At 71.0% G+C, this 16,460-nt stretch carries 1 protein-coding gene; it reads right to left on the reverse strand.

Annotated features, from left to right (window positions below; all coding sequences use genetic code 11):
* Window positions 1-3: 3 nt before the first annotated feature.
* Window positions 4-16,437 (reverse strand): type I polyketide synthase, encoded by a 16,434-nt coding sequence (locus ACL03I_RS26360; protein WP_412807190.1) that lies wholly within the window; start codon window positions 16,435-16,437, stop codon window positions 4-6.
* Between the last annotated feature and the right edge of the window lie 23 nt (window positions 16,438-16,460).

Genomic DNA, 16,460 nt, shown 5'->3' on the forward strand with positions numbered 1-16,460 from the left:
AGGTCAGCTGAGGTTGTCGATGAACTCGAAGAGTTCGTGATCGTCCGCGGTGTCCAGGTGGTCGGCGTCGCCGCCCGGATCGGCGGCGCCGGCGTCCCTGCCTTCGAGTTCACGCAGCAGGGCGGACAATGTGGTCGCCAGGGACGACCGGTCGGCGGCGGAGAGTTCGGCGGAGGCGAGACTGTGGGCCAGCGCTTCGACTTCGGCGGCGAGCCGTTTCGCCGGGTCCTCCACCGGAGCGATCTCCTGGCGGAGATAGCCCGCCAGGTCCCTCGGAGTCGGGTAGTCGAACATCGCCGTCGCGGGCACCTGGACGCCCGCGGCCGATTTCAACCGGTTGCGGAATTCCATGACACCGAGTGAGTCGAATCCGATGTCGCTGAAGGGTTTGTCGGCGGCGATCGTCTCGGCGGCGCTCCCGAGAACCGCCGCGGCTTCGGCGCGGATCAGATCGAGGACGACGCGGTCCTGCTCGGCGGTCGACAGGCCCGCAAGGCGGTTCACCGGTTGCGGCGATCCACCCACCACGGTCTCGGCTCGGCGCCGGTCGGGTCCGACCAGGTCGCGCATGATCGGCCGCGGGTCGTGATCGGCGATCTCCGTGAGCGCGGACCGGTCGATGCGGGCCGCCACGAACGCGGCCCTGCTACCGGACAGCGCGGCGTCGAACAGCGCCATCCCCTCGCGCTCGCCCAACGGCGGGAAACCCTCCCGCCGCAAACGGGCGAAGTCGGCGTCAGCGAGTGTCCGCGTCATGCCGGTGCTCTGCTGCCACGGCCCCCACGCGATCGACGTCGCGGGCAGGCCGTTCACCCGCCGGTGTTGCGCCAGCGCGTCCAGGAACACATTCGCCGCCGCGTAATTCGCCTGCCCCGCATTACCGACCACACCCGCGATCGACGAATACAACACGAACATCGACAGATCCAGATGCCGCGTCGCCTCGTGCAGATTCCACGCCGCATCCACCTTCGGCCGCAACACCTCCGCGATCCGCTCCGCCGTCATGTTCTCCAGCAGCGCGTCGGCCAGCACCCCGGCCGCGTGCACGACACCGGTCAACCGATGCTCCGGCGGGATCGCCGCCAGTACCGCATCCAACGAATCCCGGTTCGCCGCATCGCAAGCGACCACGTCCACGTGCGCGCCGAGAGCGACGAGCTCGTCGCGCAACTCCCCCGCACCCGGTGTATCCGGGCCGCGTCGGCTCGCCAGCACCAGCCTGCGCACCCCGTACTCGGTGACCAGATGCCGAGCCGCCAACGCACCCAACCCACCGGTACCACCGGTGATCAACACCGTCCCCTCAGGCCGCAACGGCGCGGGCACCGTCAGCACGTTCTTGCCGATATGCCGAGCCTGACTCATGAATCGCAATGCCTCGGGCACATCCCGGATGTCCCATGCGGTGAGCGGAGACGCAGTGAGGACACCCGCCTCGAACAGATCGACGATGCGGGTCAAGATCTCGTGGAGCCGATCGGGCGCCAGGTCCATGAGCATGAAACCGGTGTAGGCGACTCCGGGATGTTCGGCGGCTACCTGTGCCGGATCACGCCGATCCAGCATCCCCATCTCCACGAACCGGCCACCCGGCCCCAACAACCGCAACCCCGCATCCACGAACTCACCCGCCAACGAATCCAACACCACATCCACACCACCCAGCCCCGCACGAAACTTCCCCTCGAAATCGAGCGACCGCGAATCACCGATCTCCCCCTCACCAAAACCCAACCCCCGCAACACACCCCACTTCGGACGACTCGCCGTCGCCACCAACCGCGCACCCAACCACCGCCCCAACTGCACCGCAGCCAACCCCACCCCACCCGTCGCCGCATGCACCAACACCCGCTCCCCAGCACGCACCCCCGCCACATCCACCAACCCATAAAACGCCGTCACGAACACCGCAGGCACCGCCGCCGCCTCCGCGAACGACCACCCCGCAGGCATCCGCACCACCAATCGGCGATCAACCGCCACCACCGACCTCACACCCGGCAGGAACCCGAAGACTCGATCTCCCGGCACGAGGTTCGTCACGTCGGAACCCACCTCGACCACCACACCGGCGCCCTCCACACCCAGCGCAGCGTCCGGATCGGGGTAGGTGCCGAGCGAGACGAGTACGTCCCGGAAGTTCAGGCCCACCGCCATCGTGCGCACCCGCACCTGCCCCGGAGCCAGTGGCTCCCAGGCGTCCCGAAGTACGCGCAGGCCGAAATTGTCCGCGGTCAGGGTGCCTTTCCCGGTCGGCGCGAACGACCATTCCCGGTGGTCGGAAGTCCCGGCGACCAATAGCTCCGCGCCACGCAGGCGGGCGTCATCCGCGCGCCCGGCACGGTGGAGACGCGGTGCGTGCGGAATGCCGCCGCGGACGGCGAGTTGCGGTTCGGCGTTCAGAGTCAGCGCCAGGACGACGCTCTCCCGGTAATCGGCCCAGTCGCCGACGTCGACGAGCAGGATCCGCTCCGGGTGCTCGCTCTGGGCGGTGCGCAGCATTCCCCACGCCGCTCCCGCGGCCGGGTCGACGGACTCACCGGCATGGACCGGCGCCGCCCGCCGGGTCACCACCACGACCCGACCCTCTCGTTCCAGCAGCTCTCGTACGCGACTCGTCGTCGCGGTCACCACCGCTCGCACAATCGCGGGCAGCTCACCCTTCTCGGCCTCGGTTTCGAGGCGGACCACCGTCGCGTCCGCGCCCGCGACCTGCACGGTCTCGAGATCACCTGCGACTTCCCAGGCCGCGGTCAGGCTCGGCTCGACGGCGGGCAGTGCGATCCAGTCGATGCCGTAGCCGGAGGCGCGGCGGCGCACCGACGCGAACACATCGGCCGAGAGCCTGCGCAGGCTCAACGCACCGATCACGGCCACGGGCCGCCCCGAGACATCGCTGAGCGTCACCGCGATTCGGGTTTCTCCCGCCGCTACGGCGGATACGGCGGCATGGACTCGCACCGTGGTCGCTCCGGCCGCGTACAACCTGACGTTCTCCCACGAGTGCGGCACGGCCACCGCGCCGTCCTCCGATTCGGCCAGCCCACCGAGCAGGACGGAGTGCAGCGCCGCGTCCAGCAGCGCCGGATGCACTCCGTACCCGCCGATCTGCGATCGAGCGGACTCGGGCAGCACGACCTCGGCGAAGACCTCACCGTCGCCGCGCCACAGCGCGGAAAGCCCCCGGAACGCGGGGCCGTACTCGTAGCCGAGCTCGGCCAGATCCGCATACGCGCCGGTGAGTTCACGCGCGGTCGAGCCTGCCGGTGGCCAGCTCGTCGCCACCGACGCGGCTGACGGGCCATCCGCTCGCGCGGCCACCGTCGCGGTCGCGTGACGTACCCACTCGGCAGAGTCGGCACCGGGCTCCTCGCCGTCCCGCGACCGCGAATACACCGTGACCGCCCGTGCACCGGATTCATCCGGCCCACCGGCGACCACCCGCAATTCGACGGCACCCGCCGCGGGCACCGGCAAGGGCGCCTCGATCACCAGCTCCGACACCGCGGGACAGTCCACTGCCGCGCCCACGTGCAAGACGAGTTCGACGAAGGCGGCGCCGGGGAACACGACAGCCCCGCCGACCGCGTGATCGGCCAGCCACGGATGATCCGCTCCGGACAATCGCCCGGTGAACACGACATCCGGCGAATCCGGCAACCGCACCAGAGCGCCCAGCAGTGGATGACCCGCGTCGTCCAGTCCCGAGCGCGAGACATCCGCCACCCGGACCGGTGGCAACCAGTACCGCCGATGCTCGAACGCGTAGGTCGGCAGTGCTACCCGCTCGACCGCGCGGCCCGCGAACAGCGGCGTCCAGTCCACCGGCACTCCTCCGGCGGTGGCCTGCGCCAGCGCGGTCACGAGCTGGTCCGGCTCGTCGGTCGAGCGCCGAGCGGCCGCGACCACGATCGATTCCGCTTCCGCGTCGGGCTTTTCGGCCAGACACTGCCGAACCATGGCGGCCAGCACGGCATCCGGGCCGACCTCGACGAACCGCCGGACGCCGTCGTCGATCAGGGTGGCGATCCCCGGTGCGAACCGGACGCACCCGCGCACCTGGGCGACCCAGTAGTCCGGGTCGGTCGGTTCGGCATCGATCAGGGCGCCCGACACATTCGACACGATCGGCAGGGACGGCCGATGGTAGGTCAAGCCTCGGGCCACCCGGCGGAATTCGTCCAGCATCGGTTCCATCGCCGCCGAATGGAACGCATGGCTCACCCGCAGCCGTGAAGTCCGCGCGTTCGCCGTGGCCAGCCGGTCGGCGATCGCGGCGATCGCGGCGGCCGCGCCGGAGAACACCACCGCTCCCGGACCGTTCACCGCGGCCAGCGAAACCTCACCGGCGAACTCCTCGAGCAGATCCACCGCCTGTTCTTCGGGGATCGCCGCGGCCAGCATCGCGCCGCCGCCGGGCAATGCGCCCATCAACCGCCCACGCGCCACCACCAGCGCGCACGCGTCCGGCAGTGACCACACCCCGGCGAGATACGCGGCGGTCAGTTCGCCGATCGAATGTCCGATGAGCACGTCCGGAACGACGCCGAACGATTCCAGCAGCCGGAACAGCGCCACCTCGAACGCGAACAGGGCGGGCTGGGTGAACTCGGTCCGCTCCAGCAGACCGGCGCCGTCCGGGTCGAAGACCAGCTCCCGCAGCGACCGGCCGAGCAGCGGATCGATATGGGCGCAGATCTCGTCGAAGGCCGTGGCGAACACGCCGAACGCCGCGTACAGACCGGCGCCCATCCCGGCGCGTTGAGCGCCCTGCCCGGTGAACAGGAACGCCGTCCGGCCCGCCCCATTCGTCTTCGCCGCGATCGCGCCCGGGCTGCCTGCGGCCAATTCGGCCAGCCCGGCCAGCAGTTCGTCCCGGTCGCGTCCGACGACGGCGCCGCGCCACGGCAGTTGCGCACGGGTGGTGAGCAGCGCGTGGGCGGTGTCCCATGGTGTGGCGTCGGGGTGGCGGATCGACCACTGCCGTAGCCGCTCGGCCTGCGACCGCAGGCCCGACTCGGATTCGGCCGACACCAGCCAGGGCACGACCGTCTCGATGCGTGGCCCGGGAGCGGGCACGATCGGTGACAGCCCCGCCGCGGGCGCCTCTTCCAGAATGACGTGCGCGTTGGTGCCGCTGACGCCGAAGGACGACACGCCCGCCCGGCGGACCCGGTCCCCGATGGGCCACGCCTCTGCCTCGGTCAGCAGTCGCACGGCGCCCGCCGACCAGTCCACATGCGGGCTCGGCTCGTCCGCGTGCAGTGTCTTCGGCAGGGTTTCGTGCCGCAGCGCCTGCACCATCTTGATCACGCCACCGACGCCCGCGGCGGCGATGGTGTGGCCGAGATTGGATTTCACCGACCCGATGAGCAGCGGGCGACCGGCGCGGTCGCGCCCGTAGGCATTGATCAGGGCCCGGGCCTCGATCGGATCGCCCAACGTCGTCCCGGTTCCGTGCGCCTCCACCGCGTCGACATCCGCGTGCGTCAACCCCGCGTCGGCCAGCGCCGCCCCGATCACCCGCTCCTGCGACGGACCGTTCGGCGCGGTCAGGCCATTGCTCGCACCGTCCTGGTTGATCGCGCTACCGCGCACGAGAGCGAGCACGGAGTGCCCGAGGCGCTGGGCATCGGACAGCCGTTCGAGCACGAGCACCCCCACGCCCTCGGCGAATCCGACGCCGTCGGCGTCGGCGGAGAACGATTTGCAGCGTCCATCGGGCGCCAGGCCGCGCTGGCGGGCGAAGTCGACGTAGAGATACGGATCGGCCGCGACGGTCACACCGCTGGCCAGTGCCAGCGAGGTCTCTCCGTCGCGCAGGGCGCGGGTGGCCTGATGCAGGGCGACCAGCGACGAGGAGCACGCGGTGTCCACGGTGACGGCCGGGCCTTCGAAACCGAAGACGTAGGCCACCCGGCCGGAGATCACGCTGTGCGTGGTGCCGGTGAGGCGGTAGCCCTCCAGTTCTCCGGTGACCCGGTCGCCGTAGCCGGATGAGCACGCTCCGGCGAAGACGCCGGTATCGCTGCCACGCAACGCGACCGGGTCGACACCGGCATTCTCGAGCGCCTCCCAGGTCGCTTCCAGCAGCAAGCGCTGCTGGGGGTCCATGGCGGACGCCTCCCTGGGACCGATGCCGAAGAAACCGGCGTCGAAATCACCGGCGTCCGCGAGGAATCCGCCGCGGCGGGTGTAGGAGGTACCCGGTTTGTCCGGGTCGGCGTCGAACAGTCGCTCGAGATCCCAGCCGCGGTCGGTGGGGAAGTCTCCGCTGGCGTCCACGCCGGCGACCAGCAGGTCCCAGAGACTCTCCGGTGAGGTGACCCCGCCGGGGAAGCGGCAGCTCATGCCCACGATGGCGATCGGTTCGTCGACCGCGCGGTCCCGGCGTGGCGCCTGTTCGGCGGGTTGCTCGGCGGCGGTCGGCGCCGCCAGAGAGCGCACCAGCTTCGCCATAGCTGTGGCGGTCGGATGGTCGAAGACCAGCGTCGACGGCAGTTGCAGACCGGTGGCTTCCGACAGTCTGTTGCGGAATTCCATGACACCGAGTGAGTCGAAGCCGATGTCGCGGAACGGTTTGTCCGCCGGGATCGACTCGGCGCTCGTATGCCCCAGCACCGCCGCCGCCTGGGCGCGGATGAGATCGAGGACGACGCGGTCCTGTTCGGCAGCCGAGCGACCCGCCAGCCGCGTGGCCAGTTCCGGCCGCTGCGCCACCGCACCGGCGACCCGGCGGAGGGACGGCCGCACCAAATCGCTTGTCAGGGCACGGGATTTGGTTTCCGCCAGTGCGTCACGGTCGACGCGGACAGCCACGAACGACGATGCGCCGCCCGCGAGTGCCGCGTCGAACAGAGTCATCCCCTCGCGCTCGCCCAACGGCGGGAAACCCTCCCGCCGCAAACGGGCGATATCGGCATCACCCAACGCGCCCGTCATACCGGTGCTGCGACTCCACAGTCCCCACGCGATCGAGGTCGCCGCCAGGCCGTTCACCCGCCGATGCTGCGCCAGCGCGTCCAGGAACACATTCGCCGCCGCGTAATTCGCCTGCCCCGCATTACCGATCACACCCGCGACCGACGAATACAACACGAACATAGACAAATCCAGATGCCGCGTCGCCTCGTGCAGATTCCACGCCGCATCCACCTTCGGCCGCAACACCTCCGCGACCCGCTCCGCCGTCAAGCCGGTGAACAGGCCGTCGGCCAGCACACCCGCGGCGTGGACGACGCCGGTCAGGGGATGCTCGGACGGGATCGCCGCGAGCGTCGTCTCGAGTGCGTCCCGGTCCGCCGCGTCACAGGCGACGACCTCCACGTGCGCACCCAGAGCCTCGAGCTCTTCGCGGAGTTCGGCCGCACCCGGTGTATCCGGGCCGCGTCGGCTCGCCAGCACGAGCCTGCGCACCCCGTACTCGGTCACCAGATGACGAGCAGCCAACGCACCCAACCCACCGGTACCACCCGTGATCAACACCGTGCCCTCAGGCCGCAACGGTGCAGGCACAGTCAACACGTTCTTACCGATATGCCGGGCCTGACTCATGAAACGCAATGCCTCGGGCGCCTGCCGCAGGTCCCATGCGGTGAGCGGGGACGGCGTCAAGATCCCGGCCTCGAACAGTTCCACGACCGTTGTCAGGATCTCCCGCAGCCGTTCCGGCGCGACATCCAGCAGGACGAAGCTGTCGTACCGCACCCCGGGGTGTTCGGCGGCTACCCGCTCGGGATCACGCCGATCCAGCAACCCCATCTCCACGAACCGGCCACCAGCCCCCAGCAATCGCAGGGAGGCATCCACGAACTCACCCGCCAACGAATCCAACACCACATCCACTCCACCCAGCCCCGCACGGAACTTCCCCTCGAAATCGAGCGACCGCGAATCACCGATCTCCTCGTCACCGAAACCCAACCCCCGCAGAACATCCCACTTCGGACGACTCGCCGTCACCACCAACCGCGCACCCAACCACCGCCCCAACTGCACGGCGGCAATACCCACCCCACCCGTCGCGGCATGCACCAACACCCGCTCCCCGCCCCGAACCCCCGCCACATCCACCAATCCGTAGAACGCCGTCGCGAACACCGCGGGTACCGCCGCCGCCTCCGCGAACGACCACCCCGCGGGAATCGGCACCAACAACCGGCAGTCCGCCACCACCACCGACCCCACACCGGTCAAGAACCCGAAAACACGTTCACCCGGCACGAGATTCGGCACTTCGGAACCCACCTCGACCACCACACCGGCGCCCTCCACACCCAGCACAGCGTCCGGATCGGGGTACATCCCCAAGGCGATGAGGGCATCGCGGAAATTGAGACCGACCGCCCGCAGCGCCACCCGGACCTCACCGGGGCCGAGCGGCCGCGACGCCTCCTGCGTCTCGATCAGCGTCAGGTTGTCGCCGGTCAGCGCACCTTTGCCATGGTGGGTCAGCGCCCACGCCGAAGCACGCGTCGCCACGCTCGCGTTCCCGACGTCGCCCGCTGCCCGGTGCAAGCGCGGAACGTGCGCGACACCACGGCGGACGGCGAACTGGGGTTCGGTGCTCGTGGTCATCACGAGGCCGACGCACTCCCGGTATGCGGTCCAGTCGTCGACGTCGACGAGGAGGATTCGGTCCGGGTGCTCGCTCTGGGCGGTGCGCAGCAATCCCCACGCCGCGGCCGCGATCGGATCCACCGATTCACCGGGATGCACCGCCACGGCCTGGCGAGTCACCACGACGATAGGCGTCTTCCGCTCCAGCAGCCGCTGCACCCGCGTGGTCACCGCGGTCACTACATTCCGTACCGATTCCGGCACAGTGCCGCCCGCGGCCTCGTCGAGCCGGATCACCGTCGCCACCCGTCCCTCGACGCGCACGGTGTCGCCGTCTTCGGCTTCGCTCCAGACCCCGGCGGCCGCGACTTCCGGCGCGGACGACGCGACCCACTCCACCCGGTAGCCGAGTCCCTCGCTGCGCGGCCGGGACCGTCCGAGTGCCTCGACCGGGATCGGGCGCATGGTCAACGAGCCCACCTCGGCCACCGGCAGATCCGAGGTATCGGTGAGGGTCACCGCGATCCGCGGTCCGGCGGACGGGGAGCCGGACAGGGACGCGTGGACCCGCAGCGCGGTCGCTCCCGTCGCGTACAGCCTGACGTTCTCCCAGGAGAACGGCACCGCGACCGTCCCATCCGGCACGTCGGAGACGAGCCCGCCGAGCAGGACCGCGTGCAGCGCCGCGTCCAGCAACGCCGGATGTACGCCGAATTCGGCGCCGGCGCGGCCGGGCTCCGGCAGTGTCACTTCGGCGAAGATTTCGCCGTCACCGCGCCACAGGGCGGTCAGTCCCTGGAACACCGGACCGTATTCGTAGCCCCGCTCGGCCAACTCCGCGTAGACAGCGGAGATATCGATCGCGGCCACAGCGGCCGGTGGGCGGACGGCCACGACCGACGCCTCGTCCGCATCCGCTTCGGCGGTGATCGTGGCGACGGCGTGCCGGACCCACGGCGTGCCCGAGCTCCGGTCGGCCGCATCGTGCCCGACACGGGATGCGGCCTCGTCCGACCGGGAGTACACCGACACCCTGCGCCTGCCCGACTCGTCCGGTGCGGCGGCCACCGCCCGTAGCTCGACGGTCCCCGACGACGGCACCACCAAGGGCGCCTCGAGCACCAGTTCCGACACCCGCGTGCACTCGACCACCGCGCCGACGTGCAGGACGAGCTCCACGAAGGCGGTTCCGGGCAGCAACGCCACACCCGCGACAGCGTGATCGGACAGCCACGGATACGCCGAACGCGACAGCCGGCCGGTGAACACCGCCTCGTCGCTGTCCGGCAGCCGGACCATCGCCGCCAGCAACGGATGCGCCGCCTCGTCCAGACCCGACTGCCGAATATTCGGCACACCGCCAGGCGCCAGCCAGTGCCGCTTGCGCTCGAACGCGTACCGCGGCAAGTCCACCCGGGTGGCGACGGGCGCCAATGCCCGTGCGGCCAGGTCGATACCGGCACAGTGGGCGCGCGCCAGCGCGAGCGAGAGTTGTTCCGGCCCGCCGAGTTCGCGTCTCAGGGTGCCCAGCACGGCGACGCGGCCGGACATGCCGATCGCATCCGCCGCCAGCTCGATCCCTACGGTCAAAACCGGGTGCGGGCTGACCTCGATGAAGGCGTTCACACCCGCTCGCTGCAGCGTTGCGACCGACTCGGCGAACCGGACGGGCTCGCGCAGGCCGCGATACCAGTAGGCGGCGTCCAGCGTCGCGGTGTCGACATAGTCCGCGGACACGGTCGAGAAGAACGGCACCGAACCGGATACCGGCGCGACCGGAGCCAGCTCCGTCAGGACTCGTTCGCGGATGGCTTCCACCGCGACCGAATGCGACGCGTAGTCCACCGGAATCCGTTTCGCCCACACACCGTCGGCCGCGCAGGCCGCGAGGAATTCGTCCACGGCGGAGGTCTCCCCCGACACCACGGTCTGCCCCGGCCCGTTCACCGCCGCCACCGACAACCGGTCCCCGAACCCGGCCAAGCGGTCCGCGACCGCCTCTGCCGCCAGCCCGACCGACACCATGCCACCGGCGCCCGCCAGTTCCTCCGCGACGATCCGGGACCGGACGGCGACCACACGCGCGCCGTCGGCGAGCGAAAGCCCGCCCGCCACCACAGCCGCCGCGATCTCACCCTGCGAATGCCCCACCACCGCGGCGGGCTCCACACCGCTCGCCCGCCACACTCGCGCCAGCGACACCAGCACCGCGAAAAGCGCGGGCTGCACCACATCCACCCGGTCCAACGATGCCGCGCCCGGCTCCCCACGCAGGACGGAGGTCAGCGACCAGTCCACGAACGGCGCCAGCGCCGCCTCGCAGTCCGCGATCGACTCCGCGAAAACTCGATGCGTGGCGAGCAGTTCGGCGCCCATCGCGGGCCATTGGCTGCCCTGACCCGGGAACACGAACGCCACCCGCCGCGCCGTGGCACGGCCGGTGACCACGGAATCGCTGTCGGAGGCTTCGGCCAGACTCGCGAGCCCGGACCGCAGATCCCCGAGTTCGCGCCCGACCACCGCGGCGCGAAACTCCAGCTGCGCGCGGTGCCGCAGCAGTGTGTGCGCCACATCCGCCACGTTCACGTCGTGTTGCGCGGTGAGCCATTCGGTGAGCCGAACCGCTTGCGCACGCAATGCTTCCGGGGTGCGCGCGGACACCGTCCACGTCCGGACACCGCGATCACCATCACCCGGATCATCTGCGGCGGAAGGCGTCTCTGCCGAAATCGCCTGCGACGGAGCTTCTTCCAAAATCAGGTGCGCGTTCGTCCCGCTCATACCGAACGACGACACCCCGGCACGACGCCGCCGGTCGCCCGCAGGCCAGGGCTCCGGCTCGCTCAGCAGCCGCACCGAACCCGCCGACCAGTCCACGTGCGGACTCGGCGCATCGAGATGCACTGTCTTCGGCAGGATCTCGTGCCGCAACGCCTGCACCATCTTGATCACGCCACCGACACCGGCGGCCGCGACGGCGTGACCGATATTCGATTTCACCGATCCGATGCGCAGCGGTTCCGCTCGCTCGGCGCCGTAGGCGGCGATGAGCGCCTGCGCTTCGATCGGATCGCCCAGCGCGGTACCGGTTCCGTGCGCCTCCACCGCGTCCACATCAGCGGGCCGCAACCCCGCGTCGGCCAGCGCCGCCGCGATCACCCGCTCCTGCGACGGACCGTTCGGCGCGGTCAGGCCATTGCTCGCACCGTCCTGGTTGATCGCGCTACCGCGCACGACCGCCAGGACCCGGTGCCCGAGGCGACGGGCGTCGGCGAGGCGTTCGACGACCAGCACGCCGACGCCCTCGGACCAGGTCACGCCGTCGGCCGCGGCGGAGAAGGGCTTGCACCGCGCGTCCGCCGCCAACCCCCGCTGACGCGCGAAGTCGACGAACAGCGCCGGACTCGCCGAGATGCTCACCCCACCGGCCAGCGCCAGGGAGGTCTCGCCCTGGCGCAGCGCCTGACAAGCCAGGTGCAGTGAGACCAGCGACGAGGAACACGCGGTGTCGATCGTGACCGCGGGACCTTCCAGGCCGAAGGCGTAGGCCACGCGGCCGGAGATGACGCTGTGCGACGTCCCGGTCAGCCGGAAACCCTCGTACTCCCCGGTCACGCCGTCGGCGTAGCCGGAGGCGCAGGCGCCGACGTACACACCGGCATCCGTACCGCGGAGCGCGGCGGGGTCCATGCCCGCGTCTTCCAACGCCTCCCAGGCGACTTCCAGCATCAGCCGCTGCTGCGGATCCATCGCCGCCGCCTCCCGCGGCCCGATGCCGAAGAACCCGGCGTCGAATTCCGCCGCGCCGGAGAGGAATCCGCCTTCGCGGATGTAGACCGTGCCCGGCTCGTCCGGATCGGGATGGAACAGCCGCTCCAGGTCCCATCCCCGGTCTTCGGGAAACGGCGTGATCGCGTCGGTTTCGGAGGCGACCAGACGCCACAGGTCCTCGGCCGATCCGACACCGCCCGGGAAGCGGCAGCCGATCCCGACGATGGCGATCGGCTCGTCGGATCGGGCGCGGCGCACGGTACGCGGCGCGGCGGGATCGGTCCCTTCGAGCCGAGCGCGCACCAGCCGCGCCACCGCGGTGGGCGTGGGGTGGTCGAACATCAGCGTCGCGGGCAGCGTCAGTCCGGTGGCCGCGGCCAGCCGGTCGCGCAACTGGACGCCGCTCAGCGAGTCGAATCCGAAGGCGGTGAACGGCAGATCGGCGGGCACGGCCTCGGGAGACTCGTAGCCGAGTACTGCGGCGGCCTGTTCGGCGACGACGTTCAGCACGAGCGCGTCGCGCTCCGGCTCGGGGACGGCGAACAGCCGCGGCGCGAGCGGACCCTCTACCGCGGCGCGCCTGCGGCGCGTCGGCGCGGACACGGGCACCGCCGCCGGGGAGTCGTCCATCACCCGATCGACCATGCGCAGCCGAAGCGAGCCGATCACCAGAACCGGCTCGCCGTCCTCGGAGACGGCCGTCACCCGCACGGTGTCCGCATCGACCCGCTCGATCCGCACCTGGGCGGCGGCGATGCCGGAGCGATACAGCTGAGCGCCGGTGAACGACAGAGGCATCGGCGTCCGGGCGGGTGCGTCGTGGGCGAGCAGATCCGTCGCGGCGTGCGCCATGGCATCGAGCAGCGCGGGATGGATGCCGAACCGGCCTCGATCGCCGACCGACTCGTCGAGCGAAACCTCGGCGAACGCGTCGCGACCGCGCAGCCAGGACGCCGTGACGCCCTGGAATGCCACACCGTAGCCGAGCCCGCGGCCTGCCAGCCGGTCGTAGAGTTCCTCGGCGGCCACCGGTTCGGCTCCGGCGGGCGGCCACTCGACGTCCGGCCGAGCGGGGATCTCGTCTCGGTCTCCGGCCAGCACTCCCTGCGCGCACCGAGACCATTCCGCAGCGGCACCGGTGGCGGGCCGGGCGTGGATGGTGAACGTCCGCCGACCACTCCCGTCGGCTGCCGCGACGCGCACCTGGATCGTCCACGGCGTGTTCGCGGGCAGCGACGCCTCGATCCGCAGTTCCTCGACCTGCGCGGCCTCCACCCGAGCGCCCACGCTCCACGCGACATCGAGCCAGACCGCCGCGGGCACCGCGGGAGCCCCGAAGACGAGGTGATCCGCCAGCCAGTGCTGGGTGTCGGGGGACAGAAGCCCGGTGAACAGCCATTCGTCGCGCTCCGCCACCGGCACCGCAGCGCCCAGTATCGGATGATCCGGCGCGACCAGCCCGGCACGGCGCAGATCCGCCGCGCCCGCGCCGACCTCCGGCGTCCAGCACCGGCGGCGCTGGAACGCGTAGACCGGCAGGTCGACTCGCGCGGCCGGCGGAGCCAATTCCGCCGCCACCGCGTCGACACCCGCGCAGTAGACCCGGGCCGACGCCGTGGCGAACTCCTCCGGGCCCCCGTGACCACGCCGGAGCGTGCCGCACACCGCCACTCGGTCGGTCGCGCCCAACGCCTCGGCCACCAGTTCGATCGCCGAGGCGACCACCGGATGCGGACTCGTCTCCACGAATGCCGTCATCTCCGCGCGCAGCAACGCCTCGATCGCCTCGGCGAATCGCACCTGCTCGCGCAACCCGCGATACCAGTACGCCGCGTCCAGGCCGGAGGTGTCCACGAACTCGGCCGTCACCGTCGAGAAGAACGGAATCGCACCGGCTTTCGGCTGTATCGGCGCCAAGTCGGCCAGCACGCGGTCGCGAATACGTTCCACCGCCGCCGAATGCGACGCGTAGTCCACCGGAATACGTTTCGCCCAGATCCCTTCCGCCGCGCACTCGGCCAGGAACCGCTCGATCGCGTCGGCCGCCCCGGACACCACGGTCTGACCGGGCGCGTTCACCGCCGCGACCGACAATCGGCCGCCGAAGGCCGCCAGCCGGTCGGCGACCGCGCCACCCGGCAAGCCGACCGACGCCATACCGCCCGAGCCCGCGAGCAGTTCCGCGACCGCGCGCGATCGCAGGGCCACCACGCGCGCCCCGTCCGCGAGCGACAGTCCACCGGCCACCACCGCGGCCGCGATCTCGCCCTGCGAATGCCCCACCACCGCGGACGGCCGCACACCGGCCGCCTGCCACCGCCTTGCCAGCGATACCAGCATCGCGAACAGGACCGGCTGCACCACGTCCACGCGATCCAGCGAGGCGGCTCCCGGCGTCCCGCGCAGCACATCGGTCAGCGACCAGTCCACGAACGGCGCCAGCGCCGCCTCGCATTCCGCGATCGACGCCGCGAAGACCTCGTCCGACGCCAGCAGTCCGGCGCCCATTCCCACCCACTGGCTGCCCTGGCCAGGGAACACGAACACCACCCGGCGCGCCGCGGCCCGGCCGGACACCACCGTGGGATCAGCGGCGACCAGGTCGGGTGCCGGGTCGGCCAAGACGGCGAGCCCGGCACGCATCCGATCGGCGCCGGAGCCCACCACCGCTGCCCGCCACTCCATCGGCGTCCGGGTGTGGGCGAGCGAGTACGCTACCTCGGCGGTACCGGCTCGCGGGTGCTCCGCCAGCCACTCCCGCAGACGAACAGCCTGCTCCCGCAAGGCTTCCCGGTTCCGGGCCGACAGCAGCCACACCGCGGGCCGGGTCTCGCCGGTCACCTCGACGGCAGCCGTCGCGGGCGCCTCCTCGAGAATCACGTGCGCGTTCGTTCCCCCCATCCCGAACGACGAGACACCGGCCCGGCGACGCGCGTCGCCTGTCCACGGCTGCGTGCTGGTCTGCACCCGCAGGCCCAACTCGTCCAGCGGGATACGGGGATTGGGGTTTCGGAAGTTCAGGCTGGGCGCGAGCTGCCCGTGCCGCAGGCACAGTGCGGTCTTGATCAATCCCGCGATTCCCGCGGCGCCTTCCAGATGCCCGATGTTGGTCTTGACCGAACCCACGGCCAGCCGCCGGCCCGCCGGGCGGCCCGCGCCGTAGATTTCGCCCAGCGCCGCCGCCTCCACCGGGTCGCCCGCGGGCGTGCCGGTGCCGTGCAATTCCACGTACTGCACCGATGCGCCGTCGACCCGGGCCGCCGTCAGCGCGGCCCGGATGACGGCGGCCTGGGCAGCGCCGCTCGGGGCGCTCAATACCTGCCGCTCGTTGCCGTTGTTGACGGCACTGCCACGGATCACGGCGTAGATCCGGTGTCCCGCGGCGATCGCACGCTCCACCGGCTCGAGCACGATCATGCCGCCGCCTTCGCCGCGGACGGTACCGTCGGCCCGGTCGTCGAAGGTGTGGCATTTCCCCGACGCCGAATGCGCGCCGAACTGCTCGTACCGTTCGCCGCTCAACGGAGACAGGATGAGATTAAGCCCGCCCGCCACGGCCACCTCGCATTCGCCGCCGCGGATCGATTCGCAGGCCAGGTGCACCGCGACGAGGGACGAGGACTGCCCGCTGTCGACGACCATGCTCGGCCCGGTGAACCCGTAGTAGTTCGAGATCCGGTTGGCGATGACCCCTCGTCCGACGGCCCACAGCGAATGCCGACCGACGCCGGTGCTGCCCTGCGCGGCAACGATTTCGGCGAAATCGGTGCCGGTGCAGCCGAGGAACACGCCAGCCCGCGCCCCCGTCGCGTCCCCGAGACCGGCGTCCTCCCACGCCTCCCAGCTGAGCTCGAGCCCGAGCAACTGCTGGGGGTCGATGGCGTTCGCCTCGTTCGGTGGGACGCCGAAGAATCCGGCGTCGAATTCGGTGGCCGAGTCGAGGAATCCCGCGGTCTCCTCGAGACCGGGCCGGTCGGCGGGCGCCTGCCCGACGGCATCGCGGCCCTCGCGCAGCAACCGCCAGAACTTCTCCAGGTCGGAAGCGCCCGGCATCCGGCACGACATTCCGACGATAGCGATGTCATTCGCCGCTTCGACCATGGGATTTCCTCTGTCTCGCCGCT

The organism is Nocardia sichangensis (genome assembly GCF_047200615.1).
Classification (GTDB): Bacteria; Actinomycetota; Actinomycetes; order Mycobacteriales; family Mycobacteriaceae; genus Nocardia; species Nocardia sichangensis.

Excerpts from the sequence above, each read along its gene's own strand:
- ACL03I_RS26360 (WP_412807190.1), bottom strand. The coding sequence starts at position 16,437 with ATGGTCGAAGCGGCGAATGACATCGCTATCGTCGGAATGTCGTGCCGG.